Origin of the sequence: Paraflavitalea pollutisoli (genome assembly GCF_029360705.1) — a bacterium.
In the GTDB taxonomy this organism is placed as follows: domain Bacteria; phylum Bacteroidota; class Bacteroidia; order Chitinophagales; family Chitinophagaceae; genus Paraflavitalea; species Paraflavitalea pollutisoli.
The window spans coordinates 171,626-187,143 of record NZ_JARKMX010000001.1; the positions used below are offsets into that span (position 1 = coordinate 171,626).

The following is a 15,518-nucleotide window of genomic DNA, read 5'->3' on the forward strand; positions in this document are numbered from 1 at the left end:
CTAGGATTGAATGATAAAGTTATCGGCATCTTCGAGAAAAGGCAATTTCGTCCTGATCTCGTTGAGCTTTTCTTTTTGCAAGGTCAGCGTGTGTATGTCTTCTTCATGGGCCTTCGTGTACAGCACTTCACCCATCGGATCTATGATCATACTATCGCCGCTATGGTAAATATCGTTGCCGTCCTTGCCGATTCGATTTACTCCCACTACATAACTTTGGTTCTCGATAGCCCTTGCCTGCAACAGTGTTTTCCATGCGTGGTTTCTCCGCTCTGGCCAATTGGCCACATAGATCATGAGATCATATTCCGGTTCCGTCTTCAATGCTTCTTCTTCTGTCAATGGTGTTGCCTGGCGGGCCCATACGGGAAAGCGCAGATCATAGCACACCAGCAAATTGATCCGCCAACCTTTTACCGAAGCAATCAACCTTTTACGACCAGGTGTATAGTGTTCATCTTCGCCGGCATAGGCAAAGAGGTGCCTTTTGTCGTAGTAGCCGAATTGACCATTTGGCAACATCCATATAAGTCTGTTATAATACTGACCGTTGTCTTCAATGATCAGGCTGCCGGTAAGGATGATCTTTTTCTGCTGCGCCACCCGTTTCATCCACGCCACGGAGTCACCCTCCATTGTCTCTGCCAGTAATTCCGGCTTCATACTAAACCCGGTGCTGAACATTTCGGGCAACACTACGACTTCAGTTTTCTGGCCGATCTGGTCGATCTTCTCTTGCAGCTTTTGCAGATTCGCTGCCTTATCCTCCCAGTGAAGGGAGGTTTGTATGGTGGTAATGGTAAGTGTAGACATCTTTATTTGCAATTCGGTATGTAAAAATAACATTCCAGCCGTAAGCCGACGCGTTGCCTGATTTCGGGCTTTAATTTCATCCTCTATTCAGATCACAATGGCTTATAAGGGAAAAATACTCCGCAACCAGGTGACCGGCCAGGATATTATTTTCCTGCAAATTTCCAAAGATACCGGCGGTAGTTTGCTGGAGATGAAGTCTGTTTATAACAACCGGTCGAAAGAACCAATATCCCATTACCATCCGTACCAGGAAGAAGACTTTCTGGTTCTTGAAGGTGAGCTCACTGTGTGCATGAACAACCGGACCAGGATCTATCGGGCGGGCGAAAGCTTTCATATACCCAGAGGAACGATCCACAGCATGTGGAATGCTTCGGAGGGTATTACCGCCATGAACTGGCAGGTAAGACCCGCTTTGCAAACCGAATACCTGTTGGAAACATCTACCGGCCTGGCAGCTGATGGTAAAACCTCCGCTGAAGGAAAGCCGGCATTGTTACAGATTGCATTGATCGGCAATCGGTATGCATCGGTTTTCCGCCTGGCAAAGCCTCCCTATCTGCTTCAGCGGATCATTTTCACTTTGCTAACACCTTTTGCCAAAATAGCGGGATACAAATCCGTTTATCCCCAGTACTTCGACTAGTCATTAATGTATTACATCGGTGCCGGATGCATCAGTGGCTGCATCTTCCATCGCCGCCCGTGCTTTGCGGGCCCGTTCACCTTCTTCATCACCAAGAATATGAGCCAGTTTGGCTACAAGGGCCGTCCAGCCTGTTTGGTGACTGGCTCCCAGACCACTGCCGGTGTCTCCATGGAAATATTCATAAAAAAGAACAAGGTGCTCGTTAGCCGGCTTTTCGTAAAACCAGCCTTCGGCTCCGTTGGTAGGCCGTTTGCCCTCCCCGTTCTTTTCGAATATTTTTATAAGGCGTACAGTAAGCTCATTTGCTACCTGTACCAGGTTCATTTTGTTGCCAGATCCTACCGGGCATTCTACCAGCAGGTCATCGCCATAAAACTCTCCAAAGCGTCTGATAGACTCAATGATGATGTAATTGATGGGCATCCACACGGGGCCACGCCAATTGGAATTGCCACCGAAAAAATCGGAGGTAGAATCACCCGGATCGTATTGCACTTTATAGTCTACCCCGTTGATGGTTACCTCATAAGGATTTTGCTCATGGTACTTGGACAAAGCCCGTATACCGTAGTCTGACAGGAATTGCGCTTCATCCAGTAAACGTTCGAGCAGTTGTACCAGCTTTTCCCTGGGTACCAGCGACAACAAGACCTGTTCGCCACCTGCTCTTTCTTCGTTGGGCCAGAAGCGGCCATTTTTCAACCGGTAGGTTTCAAACCAGGTGATCCGCTTCTTAAAGTCGCCGAGTTTATCCAGTATTTTCTTTTCGATGATCGATACGGCAAACAAAGAGGTGAGACCGACGATCGAATAAACGCGTAGGTGGAGTGGGGCGGATCCAGCAATCGACAAGGTATCATAAAAGAACTTGTCCTCAGCATTCCACATCCCCGCTTCATTGAGCGCCTCTGCGATCAGTACAAAGTGCTCGAAAAATTTTGTGGCTGTATCTTCGAAGGCCTCATCTTTCATGGCAATTTCAAGGGCCATGTCCATCATGTTGAGGGCGTACATCCCCATCCAGCTGGTACCATCCGCCTGTTCCAGCTGCATGGTACCGGGCAATACGCTGCTTCGGTTGAAAACGCCTATATTATCGAGCCCGAGGAAGCCCCCTTCAAACATGTTATTACCGTTGGAGTCCTTGCGGTTGATCCACCAGGTGAAGTTGATGATAAGCTTCTGAAAGATCCTTTTCAGGAAGGCAATGTCGCCCTTGCCGGTACGATTCTTTTCGATATGGTATACCTGCAGTGCTGCCCATGCCTGAACTGGTGGATTGACATCCCCAAAGTTCCATTCGTAGGCAGGTAGCTGACCATCTGGTTTCATGTACCACTCCCGCATGATAAGAACGAGCTGGTGTTTGGCAAACGTGGGATCGACCATCGCCAGGGGGATACACTGAAATGCCAGGTCCCAAGCGGCATACCAGGGATACTCCCATTTATCGGGCATTGAAATAATATCCTGGTTCTTGAGGTGCTTCCAGTCTGCATTGCGTCCGTGAAGTTTACCCGGATTGACGTCGGTAATCCCATCACTGGTGGTAAGCCAGCGTTCCACATCGTAATGATAGTATTGCTTGCTCCATAAGATACCCGACAGTGCCTGACGCTGGATGCGTTTCCATTCGGCATCTTTCGTCGTATGCAATACGGCATTATAGAAAGCATCTGCCTCTTCCTTACGGGAGTTGAAAATATTGGTAAATCCCGTTGGGAAGGGGTTTTCGAAGATCTTGGCACTTAACCGCAGGTAAGTGGATTTGGTGGCTCCGGCTTCGATGGTGTATTTGTACACCGGGGCGAATTTGGTTCCTGACTTTTTCTGACGAAGCGGACCCAGGTCTTCACCCTTGATAATAGCCCGGTGAAAAGCATCTTTGGTGAAAGGGGTGATATTGGGTTGGCCAGATACGATTTCCAGGTTGGTCTCATTTTCCGTCATCAGGCTATCCGATGCCGGCATATAATATAGATAATAGGAGCCCAGCCGGCCATGGGTAGCTTTAACCGATGTTTTATCACGGCGTGTTATCAGTGGTTTCTTCTCAGATTGGTCATAGGCCCACCGATTGTAAAACCACAGATTGGGGGCGAGGGTCACATCAGCTGCCTTGCTGTATCGGTTGGTTATGTCTATTTTTATAAATATGTCTTTCGAATTCTCTTTGGCATAGGTCACGAGTACATCGAAATATTCATCGTTGTCGAACACGCCGGTATCCAATAATTCATATTCCGGCTCCTGCCGTGACCGATGCCGGCTTTCTTCCTTCAACTTATTATACGGAAATGCCTGCTGCGGGTACTTGTACAAATACTGCATGTAATAATGCGTGGGCAGGTTGTCCAGGTGGTAATACAGTTCCTTCACGTCTTCCCCATGATTTCCCTCATAGTTGCCCAAACCAAACAGGCGCTCTTTCAAGATATGGTCTTTACCGTTCCAAAGGGAGAGACCGAAGCACAGGTTTTGGAAAAAGTCTGAAATGCCTGCCAGTCCATCTTCTCCCCACCGATAGGCACGACAATGTGCGTGATCGAAGGGAAAATAATTCCAGGCATCGCTATTCATACTATAGTCTTCGCGCACGGTGCCCCACTGGCGCTCACTCAGGTAGGGTCCCCATTGTTCGAGGGGTATTTTTTTAGTCGAGTTGACGGATAATCGTTGATGTTCTGCAGTAATCATGATGATGTTTTCAGTCTACAATCCACAATGTAAAATAGGGCCAATCGCCAAATCAGGCAAACATCGTTGAAGAATAAGGTTTTATGATTGTGAATTTACGGCTTTACCGAGGTTTAAAAAACAAAAAAGGCCTCTTCCCGCCGGAAAAGGCCTGCCTGTAACTATTGCTTATACTACTTCTTCAATTGGATTTGCTGGTGGTTTAGGACGCTGTATAAAAAATAAGGTGCCGGCCACCCTCTACCGACACCTTAACAGACGCACAAAATCTAACGCACACCTTGCTTGCCTGTGTTATAGCTATTTTATAGGAAAAGTCTAATGGCTAAGGTTAAAAGCAATCACCAACTTCATCCTTCACCCGTTGGTAGCTGGTGATTGCTTTACGTTTTCACGGCACTTTTCAAACTACTGTCCTGTAAACTATACTGCTTGTCTCAATCATTTGACATAGCAAAAATGCGCTTTAGATCAGCTTGTAACAATAGCATGAAGATGTGAGAATCGTCACAAACAGGTGTTCGCTTTTTGTACTGTTTGCCTTCCGCTTACACCTGATATCCAGAAAGCTCCATTTATCCCCGGATTTGGTACTATTATACAACTATGTGGTATCACATATCTGTGTGGTTTGGTCAAACAAATTCAAAAATGAATACAGGGATAGTTATTTTTGGTTATACATACACCCCCATTGTTGAGACTAACAGCATATAGCGTATTGCTGGCTTTTTTGCCCAGCCTGCTACAGGCCCAGCACCGGAAGTACGTTTTTACCAGGCTCTCGACTAAAGATGGCCTTGCTTCCAACCATGTTTATAGCATTCTGCAGGATCAAAAAGGATTTATTTGGCTTGCCACGGGAAATGGCCTTCAGCGATACGATGGCCGAAAGGCGGTGATGTTTCGCCCACCGGCTGGAGATCAGAACTATCTCCCGGCGGCCCCTATCCGTCAAATTGCCCGCGATATCAACCAGCATTTTTGGGTGCGTACGGAAAGAGAGGTCGGTATTTTTGATCCGGTCAACTTCCGGTATAAAAAAGCCGTCATCGAGACGGGTGGGGAGGTGGCCCCGCGATCGGAGTATTTTCTGTGGCTGGATAGCAAAGGCAATATTTTCCTGATCATCACAAAACTCGGAGTGCTTGCTTACGACTGGAAGACAAATTCTTTTAGGAAGGACGAAGCACGTATACGTACTCCGCGTGGATGGAGCGTACGCAGTATCCTGGAAGACCCACAAACCGGTAGCTACTGGTTGGCAGCCGATTCTGGATTGGCCTTATTCAACCCCCGCACCAAAAACCTGAGTTACTATGGTCATAACCAGGAGGGCCTGGCGATATTGGAAAATCCGAAGTTCCGGGATCCGGTTACGGTCATGTACATCGATAACAGGCAGCTTTTTTGGTTAACCACCTGGCAACCCGGAGGCAACGAAAAATTTTATAGCTATGACCTCCGCTCCAATATCCTAAGCCGGGATACGGCAGGTTTGTTTGTTTTTACAGGTGTATACAAAGAAATGCATGGTTTCAAACAACAGACCGACGGCGCTTTGTGGACTTATGGTGAAAGATTGCTCATGGTGCAAGACACGCTTTCCAAACGTTTTCAATACCTGCGCAGTGATTATTTTGATGACTATGATATCAAGTATGATGTTGTGTATTGCATGTATGAAGACCGGGAACAAAACACCTGGATCGGTACCAATGAAGGAGTATATGTATTTAATCCTGCCCGCCAACTGTTTCACAGCATCGTTATGGATGGTACCTCCACTGCCAGTTCCCGGCAAAACCTGCAACCCAATGCCTTTCTGCAAACCAGCAACAGTGGGTTACTTATTGCTTCCTGGGGGCTGGGCACACTTTCCTGCGACAGTAATTTACTGCCGGTGAAAAACAATATACTGCAGGGTATGCCGGTTGGAGAGACTGGTTTTACGCTGCAATGGGATTTATTGGAAGAGAAGAAGACAGGCCGTATCTGGGTTGGATGTCAGGATGGCCGTTTGATCGTTCACGACCCTAAGACCCAACACTCCGATTTTTACCAGGTTCCGGAAACAGATAGACGAACCATCCGTCAAATGGCAGCGGATAAAATGGGAAATATTTGGTTGGCTACCCAATATGGAAATATCATTAAGTGGAATCCCGAAAAAGGTTATGGCAAAACATTTCTACAGGGCTTCCGCCTGATGCAAAATGTAAATACCATCGTTTACAAGATGCTGGTCGACAGCGAAGGTTTTATTTGGTTGTGTACCCATATGAAAGGGGTATACAAATTGGAGCCGGGTACGGGAAAAATTCTGGCGCATTTCGATACCCAAGGTGGTAAAGGTCAATCGCTGTATTCCGACATTGCCGGCGATATCATCCAATATGACGACAGCCTTTTCTTTATCAGCTCGGGCGCATTGGACCTACTCAATCAACGGAGCGGTAAAATACAGCACATTACTACGGATGATGGCCTACCCAGTATGAGTGTTACCAGTATGGAGAAAGATGCCGACAATAATTTATGGTTGGGCCTTTCGGATGGTATATGCCGCTATAACCATAGACGAAAAGTCTTCACGCTTTTCAACCAGAAAGATGGCATTATCTATGGCAATTTCGGGCACAATGCCAGTACCAGGTTACACAATGGAAAACTTGTCTTTGGTAATCCCCATAACTTTGTATTCTTCCAGCCACAAAAGGCTTATAGTTCTTCGCCACCCCTGGATGTCACGATTACGGATTTCAAGTTGTTCAATAATTACCTTCCGCCCGATTCCATCATGAAGCTTGAAAGCGTGGAACTGGACCATACACAAAATTCAATTACGATTGAATTTGCAGCACTCAGCTTTTTGCAGCGGGACAAGATAGTCTACTCTTATCAATTGGAAGGTATCGACGAGCAATGGATCAGGCCCGACAAAGGGCTTTTTGCGAACTATACCTCTTTGCCGCCAGGACGCTACACATTCAGGGTAATGTGTGAAAATGCCGATGGCGTGCAATCGCAAAGTATTACGAATCTAAAGATCCATATTCGCCCCCCCTTCTGGCAAACCTGGTGGTTTCTTTCTTTGGTAGTTATTGCCATCGCTGCTTTAATCTATTTTATTCACAGGCTGCGGGTTGACCAATTGCTGGGCATGGAGCGGGTACGCACAAGGATTGCGCGCGACCTGCATGACGATATGGGCTCGACATTGAGCACCATTAATATTCTAAGTGAAATGGCGAAGATGAAGGTGGATAAAGATACCGCCAAGACCAGCGAGTATCTCGGTAAGATCAGCGATAACAGTAGTCGCATGATGGAAGCCATGGATGACATCGTGTGGAGCATCAACCCTATGAATGATAGTATGCAACGAATAGCTGCCCGTATGCGGGAATTTGCTACGGGTGTACTGGAAGCACGGAATATAGACTTTACCTTCCGCGTGGATGAGGAAGTGCAGCACTTGAAACTTGATATGGAGGCACGCCGGGACTTCTTCCTGTTATTCAAAGAGGCCGTGAATAACCTGGCTAAATATTCCCGGTGTAAAAATGCCAGCATTGACATAACCATTCAGAAAGAACGTCTTGTAATGAAAATAGTAGACGACGGAATTGGTTTTGACGTACAGTCGGCTGATGGTGGAAATGGCTTATTCAATATGAAAAAAAGAGCCCAGTCACTGGGCGGAACGTTGACGATTGAATCTGCGCCGGGTAAGGGTACCAAGGTTTTGCTGGATGTGCCGGTGACATAATTATGTGATTGCCGACCGGTCAATAAATAAGTAGTTTTGCGATAAATAACACCTGGGATGATCAACATCATTTTATACGAAGACAATCCCCAATTGAGAGAAGGCCTGGCTATGCTGCTCAATGGTTCTGAGGGATTTGAGGTGATTGGAACCTTCAAAAACTGCAATAATGTAGTGAGCGAAGTAGAGGCCTTGAAGCCTGATGTGATCCTGATGGACATTGACATGCCCGGCACCAATGGCATCGAGGGTCTCCAATTGATCCGCCAGGGCAATCAGGATGTTAAGATATTGATGCTCACGGTGTTTGATGATAATAAAAATGTCTTTGACGCTATCAGGTTTGGGGCCAACGGCTATTTACTCAAAAAGACCCCTCCCGCCAAGCTTCTGGAGTATATTCAGGAAGCGCATACCGGTGGTGCTCCGATGAGTTCTTCCATTGCCACCCAGGTATTGAAAATGTTTTCCCAGGTGCATAACCAGACTGGCAGCGATTACCATCTTTCGGATCGTGAAAAGCAGGTGCTGCAATGGCTGGTGAATGGGTATAGCTATAAGATGATTGCTTCGGAAATGTTTATCTCCATTGATACAGTCCGCTCCCATATTAAGAAGATCTATGAAAAGCTGCACGTCAATTCAAAAAGCGAAGCTGTAGCCAAGGCCTTCAAGGATAAGATCGTTTAAACCGGTAGCCAACAAGTACAATTTACTTGGTTGCCGGTACTCTTCGGTAAAAGGTGTCCGTTAGCGTTATCAATATCTGGCAGTATTTCCCTCATTGCCTACAGCAGTGGCCAATTTGAGCTCCCGAATCATTTTCGTCAATTCTCCGCCATAAGAATTTGCCCCTCGGAGCCTATCCTTAATTCACATCTTTATGCTATTGTCGGCTGTGGGGTTGAAAGGTAATTTTGTATCTCAACAACACACCATGAAAAAATCGATGCAGGTAATTGCGATGGCAGCATTCCTTGGCTGCTTTGCTCTATTGGCCATTGCTGCCGGCAGCGAAAAGGCTAAAGCGCAGGAAGGATGTGGAGAAGAATGGCACAAAACAGAAGCTCCCGGAGATACCGAAAACAATACAGAACGGGTTATGAACGAAGTGGCGAGTCGATGGGCCGATGGAGCTGATGAATTGGTTTTTCACGCCCGATTTTTCCATAGAATCATATAACAACAATATTAATCAGACAGTTTTTTCTCAAAGGGTGGTTTACTATCCCGTCCCGTAAGGCGGGATTTTTTATGCCCAGAAGCCAGATAGCCAGCCTAGCAAGAGGCAGGTGAATACAATAAGCGGTGAAGGCAACCTGGTAAAGGAAAGTAAGAGCCAGGTTCCAATGATGACTCCGATATTTAGTATACTGATACTTTTGAATTCCGTGATGGAAATGTCTTTCATCATGTAGCAGGTAGAAGCTACCATGATTCCCACTACTACTGCATTGATTCCTTCCAGTGCACGAAATACAACGGCATAGCGTTGGAGGTTATGCCATATGGGGAAAAAGAATAATACTAATAAAGCACTTGGCAAAAAGATCGCTATCGAGCCTATCAGACAGCCCAGCATTTGCCAGGCTGGTCCCTTGTCGTTCATAGCCATTCCACCCATGAAGGAAGAAATGGAAAACACGGGCCCGGGGATGGCACGAACAATACCTGCCCCGGTGTAAAAGTCATCGCGCTCGATGCTAATTACATTTTCCTTCTTATCCTGGTTTTTTCTGATTACCATTTCAGATTTGGGCCTTTCTACATACTGTTCATACATCATGGGGATTAGTACCTGTCCCCCTCCAAAAACAAGGCTTCCGAAGCGGTAGGTATTTTCAAATAAGTTGAGCGGACGCCGATTTGGCCAATCCTGTGTCCGGGCGAGCTCACTCACAAGACCTGCAGCCATGAACAATATTGCAAACAACCAGATATTTCCCCATTTGATCTGTTTCGGTGGAATCCCTTTTTGTGGAATGCGCTTATCGCTAAGGTTGGTCACAAAACCACCTGCAACGATCAGAATCGGAAATACCCATGGACTTTTAAACAGAAAGAAGGTGACGATCGCGCTTACGATCAGGATCACAATGGTGATCGTATTGTGAATGGCTAGTTTGAATGACTTTGAGGCAGCGAATGCGAGGAAGCCCACCGCCATAGGTTGTATAAACTTAAAAATGCTGGCGCCCTGGGCCCTGGTGTCGAAATACTGAAGTAAGAATGAAAAAGCACCCATGAGAAAGCAAGCAGGAAAGATCCAGATGGCCAGGGTCAGCACTGCCAATGGCACGCCCCCTCTTTTATACCCTATCAGCGTTAAAACCTGTGTAGAGGATGCGCCGGGTAATAACTGGCAAAATGAATTGTAGTCAAGTACTTCTTTTTCTGTTACATCCCGGCGCTGGTGAACAAAGGTTTTCATTACCATACCGAAATGCCCTTGGGGGCCACCGAAAGCCGAAATGCTGTGTAGAAAGACAGCTTTTAAAAAGGAAATATGTCGTAACAGTACCATTAAAATGATCCGGGCAAAGGAGGAAAGGTACTAAACTTATCTAAGCCTTTGATCATTCAGGTTTCCACTTTGAGTGCGGTTCATAATAAGTCCACAGGAGGGCGGCCAGTTTTCGACACAAAACCCAACCTTCGTTAGATGCTTTCCAGCTTTGGTCTTCCAGATTTTTAGTGAGGATCGTATATACATAAGGGCCGCTGGGCGCCATGACCAGGATTGTTTCATTCCTGGACTGATTTACCTCTCCTGTTTTTGATGCGACGAATACATAGGGTGGTACCTGGGAAATCCCATTACCATCATGAAAATTTCTACCCAGTACGCGTAGCATGCGTTCACTGGCCTTTTTGCTGACTACTTCACCGCGAAAGATCATTTCCATCAGGCTGGTCATTTCGCGGGGCGTTGTTTGTCCCCATCCAAAAAGTTTTCTGTTTTGCTCCCTTCCCACGGTCCGTGAATTGACGCGTGTGTTGGCCAATCCTAATGAATCCATCAATTGGTTAATGCTGTTACCGGTTCCGGCCAGGCTTTGCAGCCAAAGGCTGGCTGTATTGTCACTCATGGTCAACATCAGCATGATCACCTTACCCAAGGTAATCTTTTCCCCGTTTTTAAAAGAGCCAAGTATATCCTCGCCCTCGTACAATAAGGAGTCTTTGTACTCGAGCTCCTGGTTATAGGCTAGCTCACCCTTTTCAAGCTTATCCATAATCCCAATGAGGATAGGAACTTTTACAATACTAGCCGTTGGAAAAATGGAGTCGGCTTGATAAGCAGCAGTCTTTCCCGTGCGTAGGTTTTTTACATAGATGCCTACAGTACCCTTTACTTGCTGCTGTTGTACCAAATGGACTATTTTTTGCTGGAGTCGATTGTCGGTGCGTGTTTGTGCCGACAGGTTGCTTATTAGTATTCCGGAAAGCAGGCATAGGAGTAGACTCTTGCACTTTTGCATAGTAAATGGCATTTTTTGGGAAGTTGTAGCTAATATAAGTGGTTAGATGCAAATGTTGAGTAAGTCAATAAAGTAATGAATTGGCTTTCGAAAAATCGGTCATTACTCTCCGTAGTATAAACGAAGTGTTCCACTATCCCGCTACCATAGGCACTATAGCATCCAATAGGTAATATATTACCGTTAGTAATAAACGAATTTATTTATGGTGGTGTTACAGCATGAAAAGCGCTGTACCAGGTATTGTAATAGATACCCGGGCTAAGACTTGTAATACCCGTTTCTTTCGATCTCTTCCGCTACTTTATCTGGTACCAGATACCGGATCGATTTACCAGCTTTGATGGTATTCCGGATATGTGTTGCGGATATCTCCAACAAAGGAGCTTGTAGCACTGATACCCGGCTGCCTTCATAGTGATCTTCTACCTCATGGCCAGGCCGTTTATAAATGTACAGGGGATAGTTGTCTAAAATATGATGGTAGTTTTTCCATCGCGGGAGGTTTTCGAAACTATCACTCCCCATGATCACTGCAAATTCATGCTGCGGATATTTTTCGCGGAGATAGGTGAGGGTATCTACTGTATAAGAGGGGCGGGGCAAGCGGAACTCAATATCAGTGACTTTTAAATGTTGTGTATCTTCTATTGATAATTGAATCAGGTATAAGCGGTGAAATTCATTCAACAGACCTGCAGAAGGTTTCAATGGATTTTGTGGGGATACAACAAACCATACCTGTTCAAGATCGGTGTTTTGCACTACATGTTGTGCAATGATGAGGTGACCGTGATGAATAGGATTAAATGAACCGAAATACAATCCGACTTTCATAACTGGCAGATGAATAAGAGGCTGCTAAAAATTGGAAGCTGGAATAATAACATCGTACATAATCATTTCGGGCAAGTCATACCTGCCTGATAGGGCAACTATGATGCGAGTTCCTCAATAAAGATATTATCGGCTTCGTTGAGGCGAAGACTCAGGTTGTAGCCCGCAACACTGATAGAGATCGGATCACCAAGCGGTGCGATCTGCTCTACTTTTACCATCTCCCCCGGCACACAGCCCATTTCCATTAGCTTTAAGAACAGGTCATTATCTTCAAAAGACATAATCTTTGCCCTGGCACCCGACCTTAACTCCGATAATCTTTTCATTTTCCCTTATTTATAGTCAAACAACATATCTAATAACATCTGTGTAAGGAAATTGATCGTTACGCAATGCTTATAATCTGCTGGTTGATCCAACAACAAATGTAGCTTTGTATACTTTAATAATGCTTACGATTTTCGAAAACTTATGGCTAATACTGAACCTGTAGATTTTCATTTCCTTGAATCGGTTACCCTGAAGAACAGATTGACATTGAAGAGTTTCTTGCGTAAACTGTTTAAGAAAGAAGGTATTCCGATGGAATCGCTGCGCTATATCTTTTGTTCCGATGATTATCTGCTTGACATCAATCGTCAGTACCTGCAGCATGATTATTATACGGATATCATCACCTTTAACCTCGCCGAACCTAAGCATGCAGTAGCAGGCGAGATCTATATCAGTATTGACAGGGTTAAAGAGAATGCCCGGCAGTTTGAAACTACCCTTACAGATGAACTACACAGGGTGATATTTCACGGCGTACTTCACCTCTGTGGTTATAAAGACAAAACGAAGAAGGAAGAGGAGTTAATGCGGTCTAAGGAAAGTAGCTGTTTAACGGCATATAAAAAGTATCTGGCTAAATAGTGATGGCTTGTCTTTATACACCATCTTCCTACAAAATCCCACATCTTTGGCCTGGACTTAATTGGCTATGCTATCGTCAAATATCAATCTAAAAAGATTAGCATTGTTGCGGTCCCTCTTTGTGTTCGTTTAAGATCTTGAAGCCCTCACACTACAGAGGTGGGTGATTACAAGGCAATTTGATACCATCGTTTAATAGGAAAGGAACCAGTAATCTGTTTTCTCTACTGTCTGATTAGTACAATTTGGCCGGTTGCTGATGCCTTATTTGCAATCATGAGATACCTGTCAATCTTCTTTTTTATCGCTACGGGTTTAGCTGTCAATGCTCAGCAAAAGGTTGAAGAACAGCTCTATTCAACGGCCTTGAAGGCCCCGGTCAGGTTTACAGTATACGTACCAGCGGATAGAGATACCCTTCAAACCTTACCTGCACTGTATTCATTCGGCTATGGAATGGTAAGTGGAGATTACATAGCAGCCCAGCTCAATTATTTTCAAAGCGCCAACTATCCATTTCCGCCCACTATCGTCGTAAACATCCTGGCTAATATGGATCGTATAGGATTTGTATACGATGATGGACGGTTGACTCCTACCGGAAAAGAATGGTGGATTGCATTCGGGATGAGATTATTCCCTTTGTAGAAAGCAAGTACCATACTATCCCCTTTAGATCCTATCTGGGCCATTCCTATGCGGCCAGTTATGGCAATTATCTGTTTCAATATGAGCCTTCCCTGTTTAGTGGTTACCTTTTGATGGGAGCGGAAAGAATAGGCCCGCAATCTCCTGCGTTTGAATTAACCCCAGCCATGAAAAACTGGGTTCAAAAGCGCCACACATTCTATTATCTGGGCGTAGGGAAGAGTGATATGGAACGAAGGCTGAACTATGGAAAGGAAATAGCGGATAAAGTAAAGGCCCCGGACTCCACGCATTTCGCCTTCCGGTTTGACACTATCGAGGGTGGCGACCACACCAACATTATTACCCTGTCACTTCAAAGGGCTATTAATCATTTGTATCAATTTTACACCCCTTACCAGGAGGTAGGGCCGACCGATCATGCAGGAAAGGTATTTGAAGTAGTCCTTGATGAAGTGGTTAGGATATATCACATGTCGCCACTTAAAACCCCAACCTATTACAATAGGTTTTTACCCCTAGCCATTGAGCATAACGATACCACAAGCTTAAAAGCTTACTGAACTATTACGACGATGGGCGTGGAAAGAGTTGGTATAATCTTCAATTTAGCATGCATTACAATAGGATTGGTCTCAAGGATTTAGCCATTAAATACCTCGAAAAAGCCATCCTGCAGAGTGAATCTAAAGAAATGGGAACCGATTTAGGTAAAGCCAACCTTATCGAATGCTATATCTACCTGGCTAACTTGCTTTCCAATGACCTTTTAAGGAGTTGGAAATATCTACAGAAGGCGAAGAACCTTTCTACCACTAACTTCCTGAATGGAATATAAACCCATCAATATATACTATGAGTTGGGTAGATTCTCCGTGATGAATAAGTACTAGGTAGCGGAGGGATTAAAGGCTCTATTTCAATTCAAGGTAATGGGAGAAGATGTTAGCCCAGACGCTCACGGGATTCTTACAAGCGCACCAATTACCTCATAGGGAAGGCTTATACTTTACTTAAAGACTTCGCCCAGGCATAGAAGTATCTACTACTGGCGTCGGCTGCTAAACCTGAAGACTAGGATAATAAGAAAGCTTTGGAACTACTCCCGTAACACTGTGAAATTGTATTCGTTCCACGTGGAACGATCCCATCGTCCCCACTATAAACCCGTGGTATTCAAAAAACAGACAATCCCTCTATATAACATTATCCCTGGTAAAAATCACAATCGGACAACTTTCAACTCTAGTAAAACCCTACCAATTCCAATATCTATAAGCAAGGTCCTCTCTGTGGTCGTTAAAAGGCCCACTAGCAATTCTCCCAACAATAAAGATCAAAGAAACCTATAGAAGGTCCTGCAATCGATCGTCCAAATCCCAGGAGTCCGTACATACCAGAGGTAATTAAGACAAACAACACCTCCAAGACACACAAAAGAACAGCCCAACACCAGGGTTATAGCACAGTGGTTCATCACATTCTTAAAACGAAGATTCACTCCACTCACATGAAAGACGTATATGTGTCCACCTTTCCAAATTAATACCATAGGGTAACAGGTACCTATAAAAAACTATCCGGTATATCTACATGACCCTACTACGGCTATCAGATAAGCCATTCAAACAGATATTAGAACATACATCACGCTACGATTATTCACCTCCATATCATTCGACTGGTTATAAAACTGATG

Annotated in this window: 13 protein-coding genes; 7 read left to right on the forward strand and 6 right to left on the reverse strand. The window is 45.1% G+C overall.

The features are described from left to right. The gene (locus P2W70_RS00740; RefSeq protein ID WP_276479500.1) at positions 1–813 is read right to left on the reverse strand and encodes an amidohydrolase; all 813 of its coding nucleotides are present in this window, start codon (positions 811–813) and stop codon (positions 1–3) included. Between the two features lie 97 nt (positions 814–910). Between P2W70_RS00740 and P2W70_RS00745 the strand changes: the two genes are divergently transcribed. Further along, positions 911–1,462, forward strand: a complete 552-nt coding sequence (locus P2W70_RS00745) for a cupin domain-containing protein (RefSeq protein WP_276479501.1) — start codon at positions 911–913, stop codon at positions 1,460–1,462. A gap of 3 nt (positions 1,463–1,465) precedes the next feature. Here P2W70_RS00745 and P2W70_RS00750 read toward each other — a convergent pair whose 3' ends face one another. Beyond that, a complete protein-coding gene (locus P2W70_RS00750) occupies positions 1,466–4,162 on the reverse strand; it encodes an MGH1-like glycoside hydrolase domain-containing protein (RefSeq protein ID WP_276479502.1) in 2,697 nt (898 codons plus the stop codon). A 697-nt stretch (positions 4,163–4,859) separates the two neighbouring features. Between P2W70_RS00750 and P2W70_RS00755 the strand changes: the two genes are divergently transcribed. The 3 genes from P2W70_RS00755 to P2W70_RS00765 all read left to right on the forward strand — a co-directional run bounded on the left by P2W70_RS00755 (position 4,860) and on the right by P2W70_RS00765 (position 9,117). Further along, positions 4,860–7,934 carry a ligand-binding sensor domain-containing protein gene (locus P2W70_RS00755; protein WP_276479503.1) on the forward strand — a complete coding sequence of 1,025 codons (3,075 nt, stop codon included), beginning with the start codon at positions 4,860–4,862 and terminating at the stop codon, positions 7,932–7,934. 57 nt (positions 7,935–7,991) lie between these two features. Then, entirely contained in the window at positions 7,992–8,624 is a 633-nt protein-coding gene (locus tag P2W70_RS00760; RefSeq protein WP_276479504.1) for a response regulator, read from the forward strand. A gap of 247 nt (positions 8,625–8,871) precedes the next feature. Continuing rightward, complete coding sequence (locus tag P2W70_RS00765) at positions 8,872–9,117, forward strand: hypothetical protein (RefSeq protein WP_276479505.1); 246 nt, start codon at positions 8,872–8,874, stop codon at positions 9,115–9,117. 69 nt (positions 9,118–9,186) lie between these two features. Here P2W70_RS00765 and P2W70_RS00770 read toward each other — a convergent pair whose 3' ends face one another. The 4 genes from P2W70_RS00770 to P2W70_RS00785 form a co-directional block, all read right to left on the reverse strand. Then, a complete protein-coding gene (locus tag P2W70_RS00770; RefSeq protein ID WP_338119775.1) occupies positions 9,187–10,458 on the reverse strand; it encodes a chromate transporter in 1,272 nt (423 codons plus the stop codon). Between the two features lie 52 nt (positions 10,459–10,510). Beyond that, a complete protein-coding gene (locus tag P2W70_RS00775; RefSeq protein ID WP_338119776.1) occupies positions 10,511–11,428 on the reverse strand; it encodes a serine hydrolase in 918 nt (305 codons plus the stop codon). A 249-nt stretch (positions 11,429–11,677) separates the two neighbouring features. After that, a complete protein-coding gene (gene nadD, locus P2W70_RS00780; RefSeq protein ID WP_276479508.1) occupies positions 11,678–12,253 on the reverse strand; it encodes a nicotinate (nicotinamide) nucleotide adenylyltransferase in 576 nt (191 codons plus the stop codon). A gap of 98 nt (positions 12,254–12,351) precedes the next feature. Next, the gene (locus P2W70_RS00785) at positions 12,352–12,582 is read right to left on the reverse strand and encodes a FeoA family protein (RefSeq protein WP_276479509.1); all 231 of its coding nucleotides are present in this window, start codon (positions 12,580–12,582) and stop codon (positions 12,352–12,354) included. 145 nt (positions 12,583–12,727) lie between these two features. Here P2W70_RS00785 and ybeY point away from each other — a divergent pair, with 145 nt between their 5' ends. The 3 genes from ybeY (at position 12,728) to P2W70_RS00800 (ending at position 14,382) form a co-directional block, all read left to right on the forward strand. Further along, on the forward strand, positions 12,728–13,171 hold the full coding sequence (ybeY, locus tag P2W70_RS00790; protein WP_276479510.1) for an rRNA maturation RNase YbeY: 444 nt from the start codon (positions 12,728–12,730) through the stop codon (positions 13,169–13,171). A 276-nt stretch (positions 13,172–13,447) separates the two neighbouring features. Further along, complete coding sequence (locus P2W70_RS00795; RefSeq protein ID WP_276479511.1) at positions 13,448–13,819, forward strand: hypothetical protein; 372 nt, start codon at positions 13,448–13,450, stop codon at positions 13,817–13,819. Beyond that, positions 13,780–14,382 (forward strand): alpha/beta hydrolase, encoded by a 603-nt coding sequence (locus tag P2W70_RS00800; RefSeq protein ID WP_276479512.1) that lies wholly within the window; start codon positions 13,780–13,782, stop codon positions 14,380–14,382. Before P2W70_RS00795 ends, P2W70_RS00800 begins: the two co-directional genes overlap by 40 nt. The last annotated feature ends 1,136 nt before the right edge of the window (positions 14,383–15,518 follow it).

Bases quoted from the DNA above. Each gene is read 5' to 3' on its own strand.
- P2W70_RS00740 (WP_276479500.1), bottom strand. From the start codon at position 813: ATGTCTACACTTACCATTACCACCATACAAACCTCCCTTCACTGGGAG.
- P2W70_RS00745 (WP_276479501.1), top strand. From the start codon at position 911: ATGGCTTATAAGGGAAAAATACTCCGCAACCAGGTGACCGGCCAGGAT.
- P2W70_RS00750 (WP_276479502.1), bottom strand. From the start codon at position 4,162: ATGATTACTGCAGAACATCAACGATTATCCGTCAACTCGACTAAAAAA.
- P2W70_RS00760 (WP_276479504.1), top strand. From the start codon at position 7,992: ATGATCAACATCATTTTATACGAAGACAATCCCCAATTGAGAGAAGGC.
- P2W70_RS00765 (WP_276479505.1), top strand. From the start codon at position 8,872: ATGAAAAAATCGATGCAGGTAATTGCGATGGCAGCATTCCTTGGCTGC.
- P2W70_RS00770 (WP_338119775.1), bottom strand. From the start codon at position 10,458: ATGGTACTGTTACGACATATTTCCTTTTTAAAAGCTGTCTTTCTACAC.
- P2W70_RS00775 (WP_338119776.1), bottom strand. From the start codon at position 11,428: ATGCCATTTACTATGCAAAAGTGCAAGAGTCTACTCCTATGCCTGCTT.
- nadD (WP_276479508.1), bottom strand. From the start codon at position 12,253: ATGAAAGTCGGATTGTATTTCGGTTCATTTAATCCTATTCATCACGGT.
- P2W70_RS00785 (WP_276479509.1), bottom strand. From the start codon at position 12,582: ATGAAAAGATTATCGGAGTTAAGGTCGGGTGCCAGGGCAAAGATTATG.
- ybeY (WP_276479510.1), top strand. From the start codon at position 12,728: ATGGCTAATACTGAACCTGTAGATTTTCATTTCCTTGAATCGGTTACC.
- P2W70_RS00795 (WP_276479511.1), top strand. From the start codon at position 13,448: ATGAGATACCTGTCAATCTTCTTTTTTATCGCTACGGGTTTAGCTGTC.
- P2W70_RS00800 (WP_276479512.1), top strand. From the start codon at position 13,780: ATGGTGGATTGCATTCGGGATGAGATTATTCCCTTTGTAGAAAGCAAG.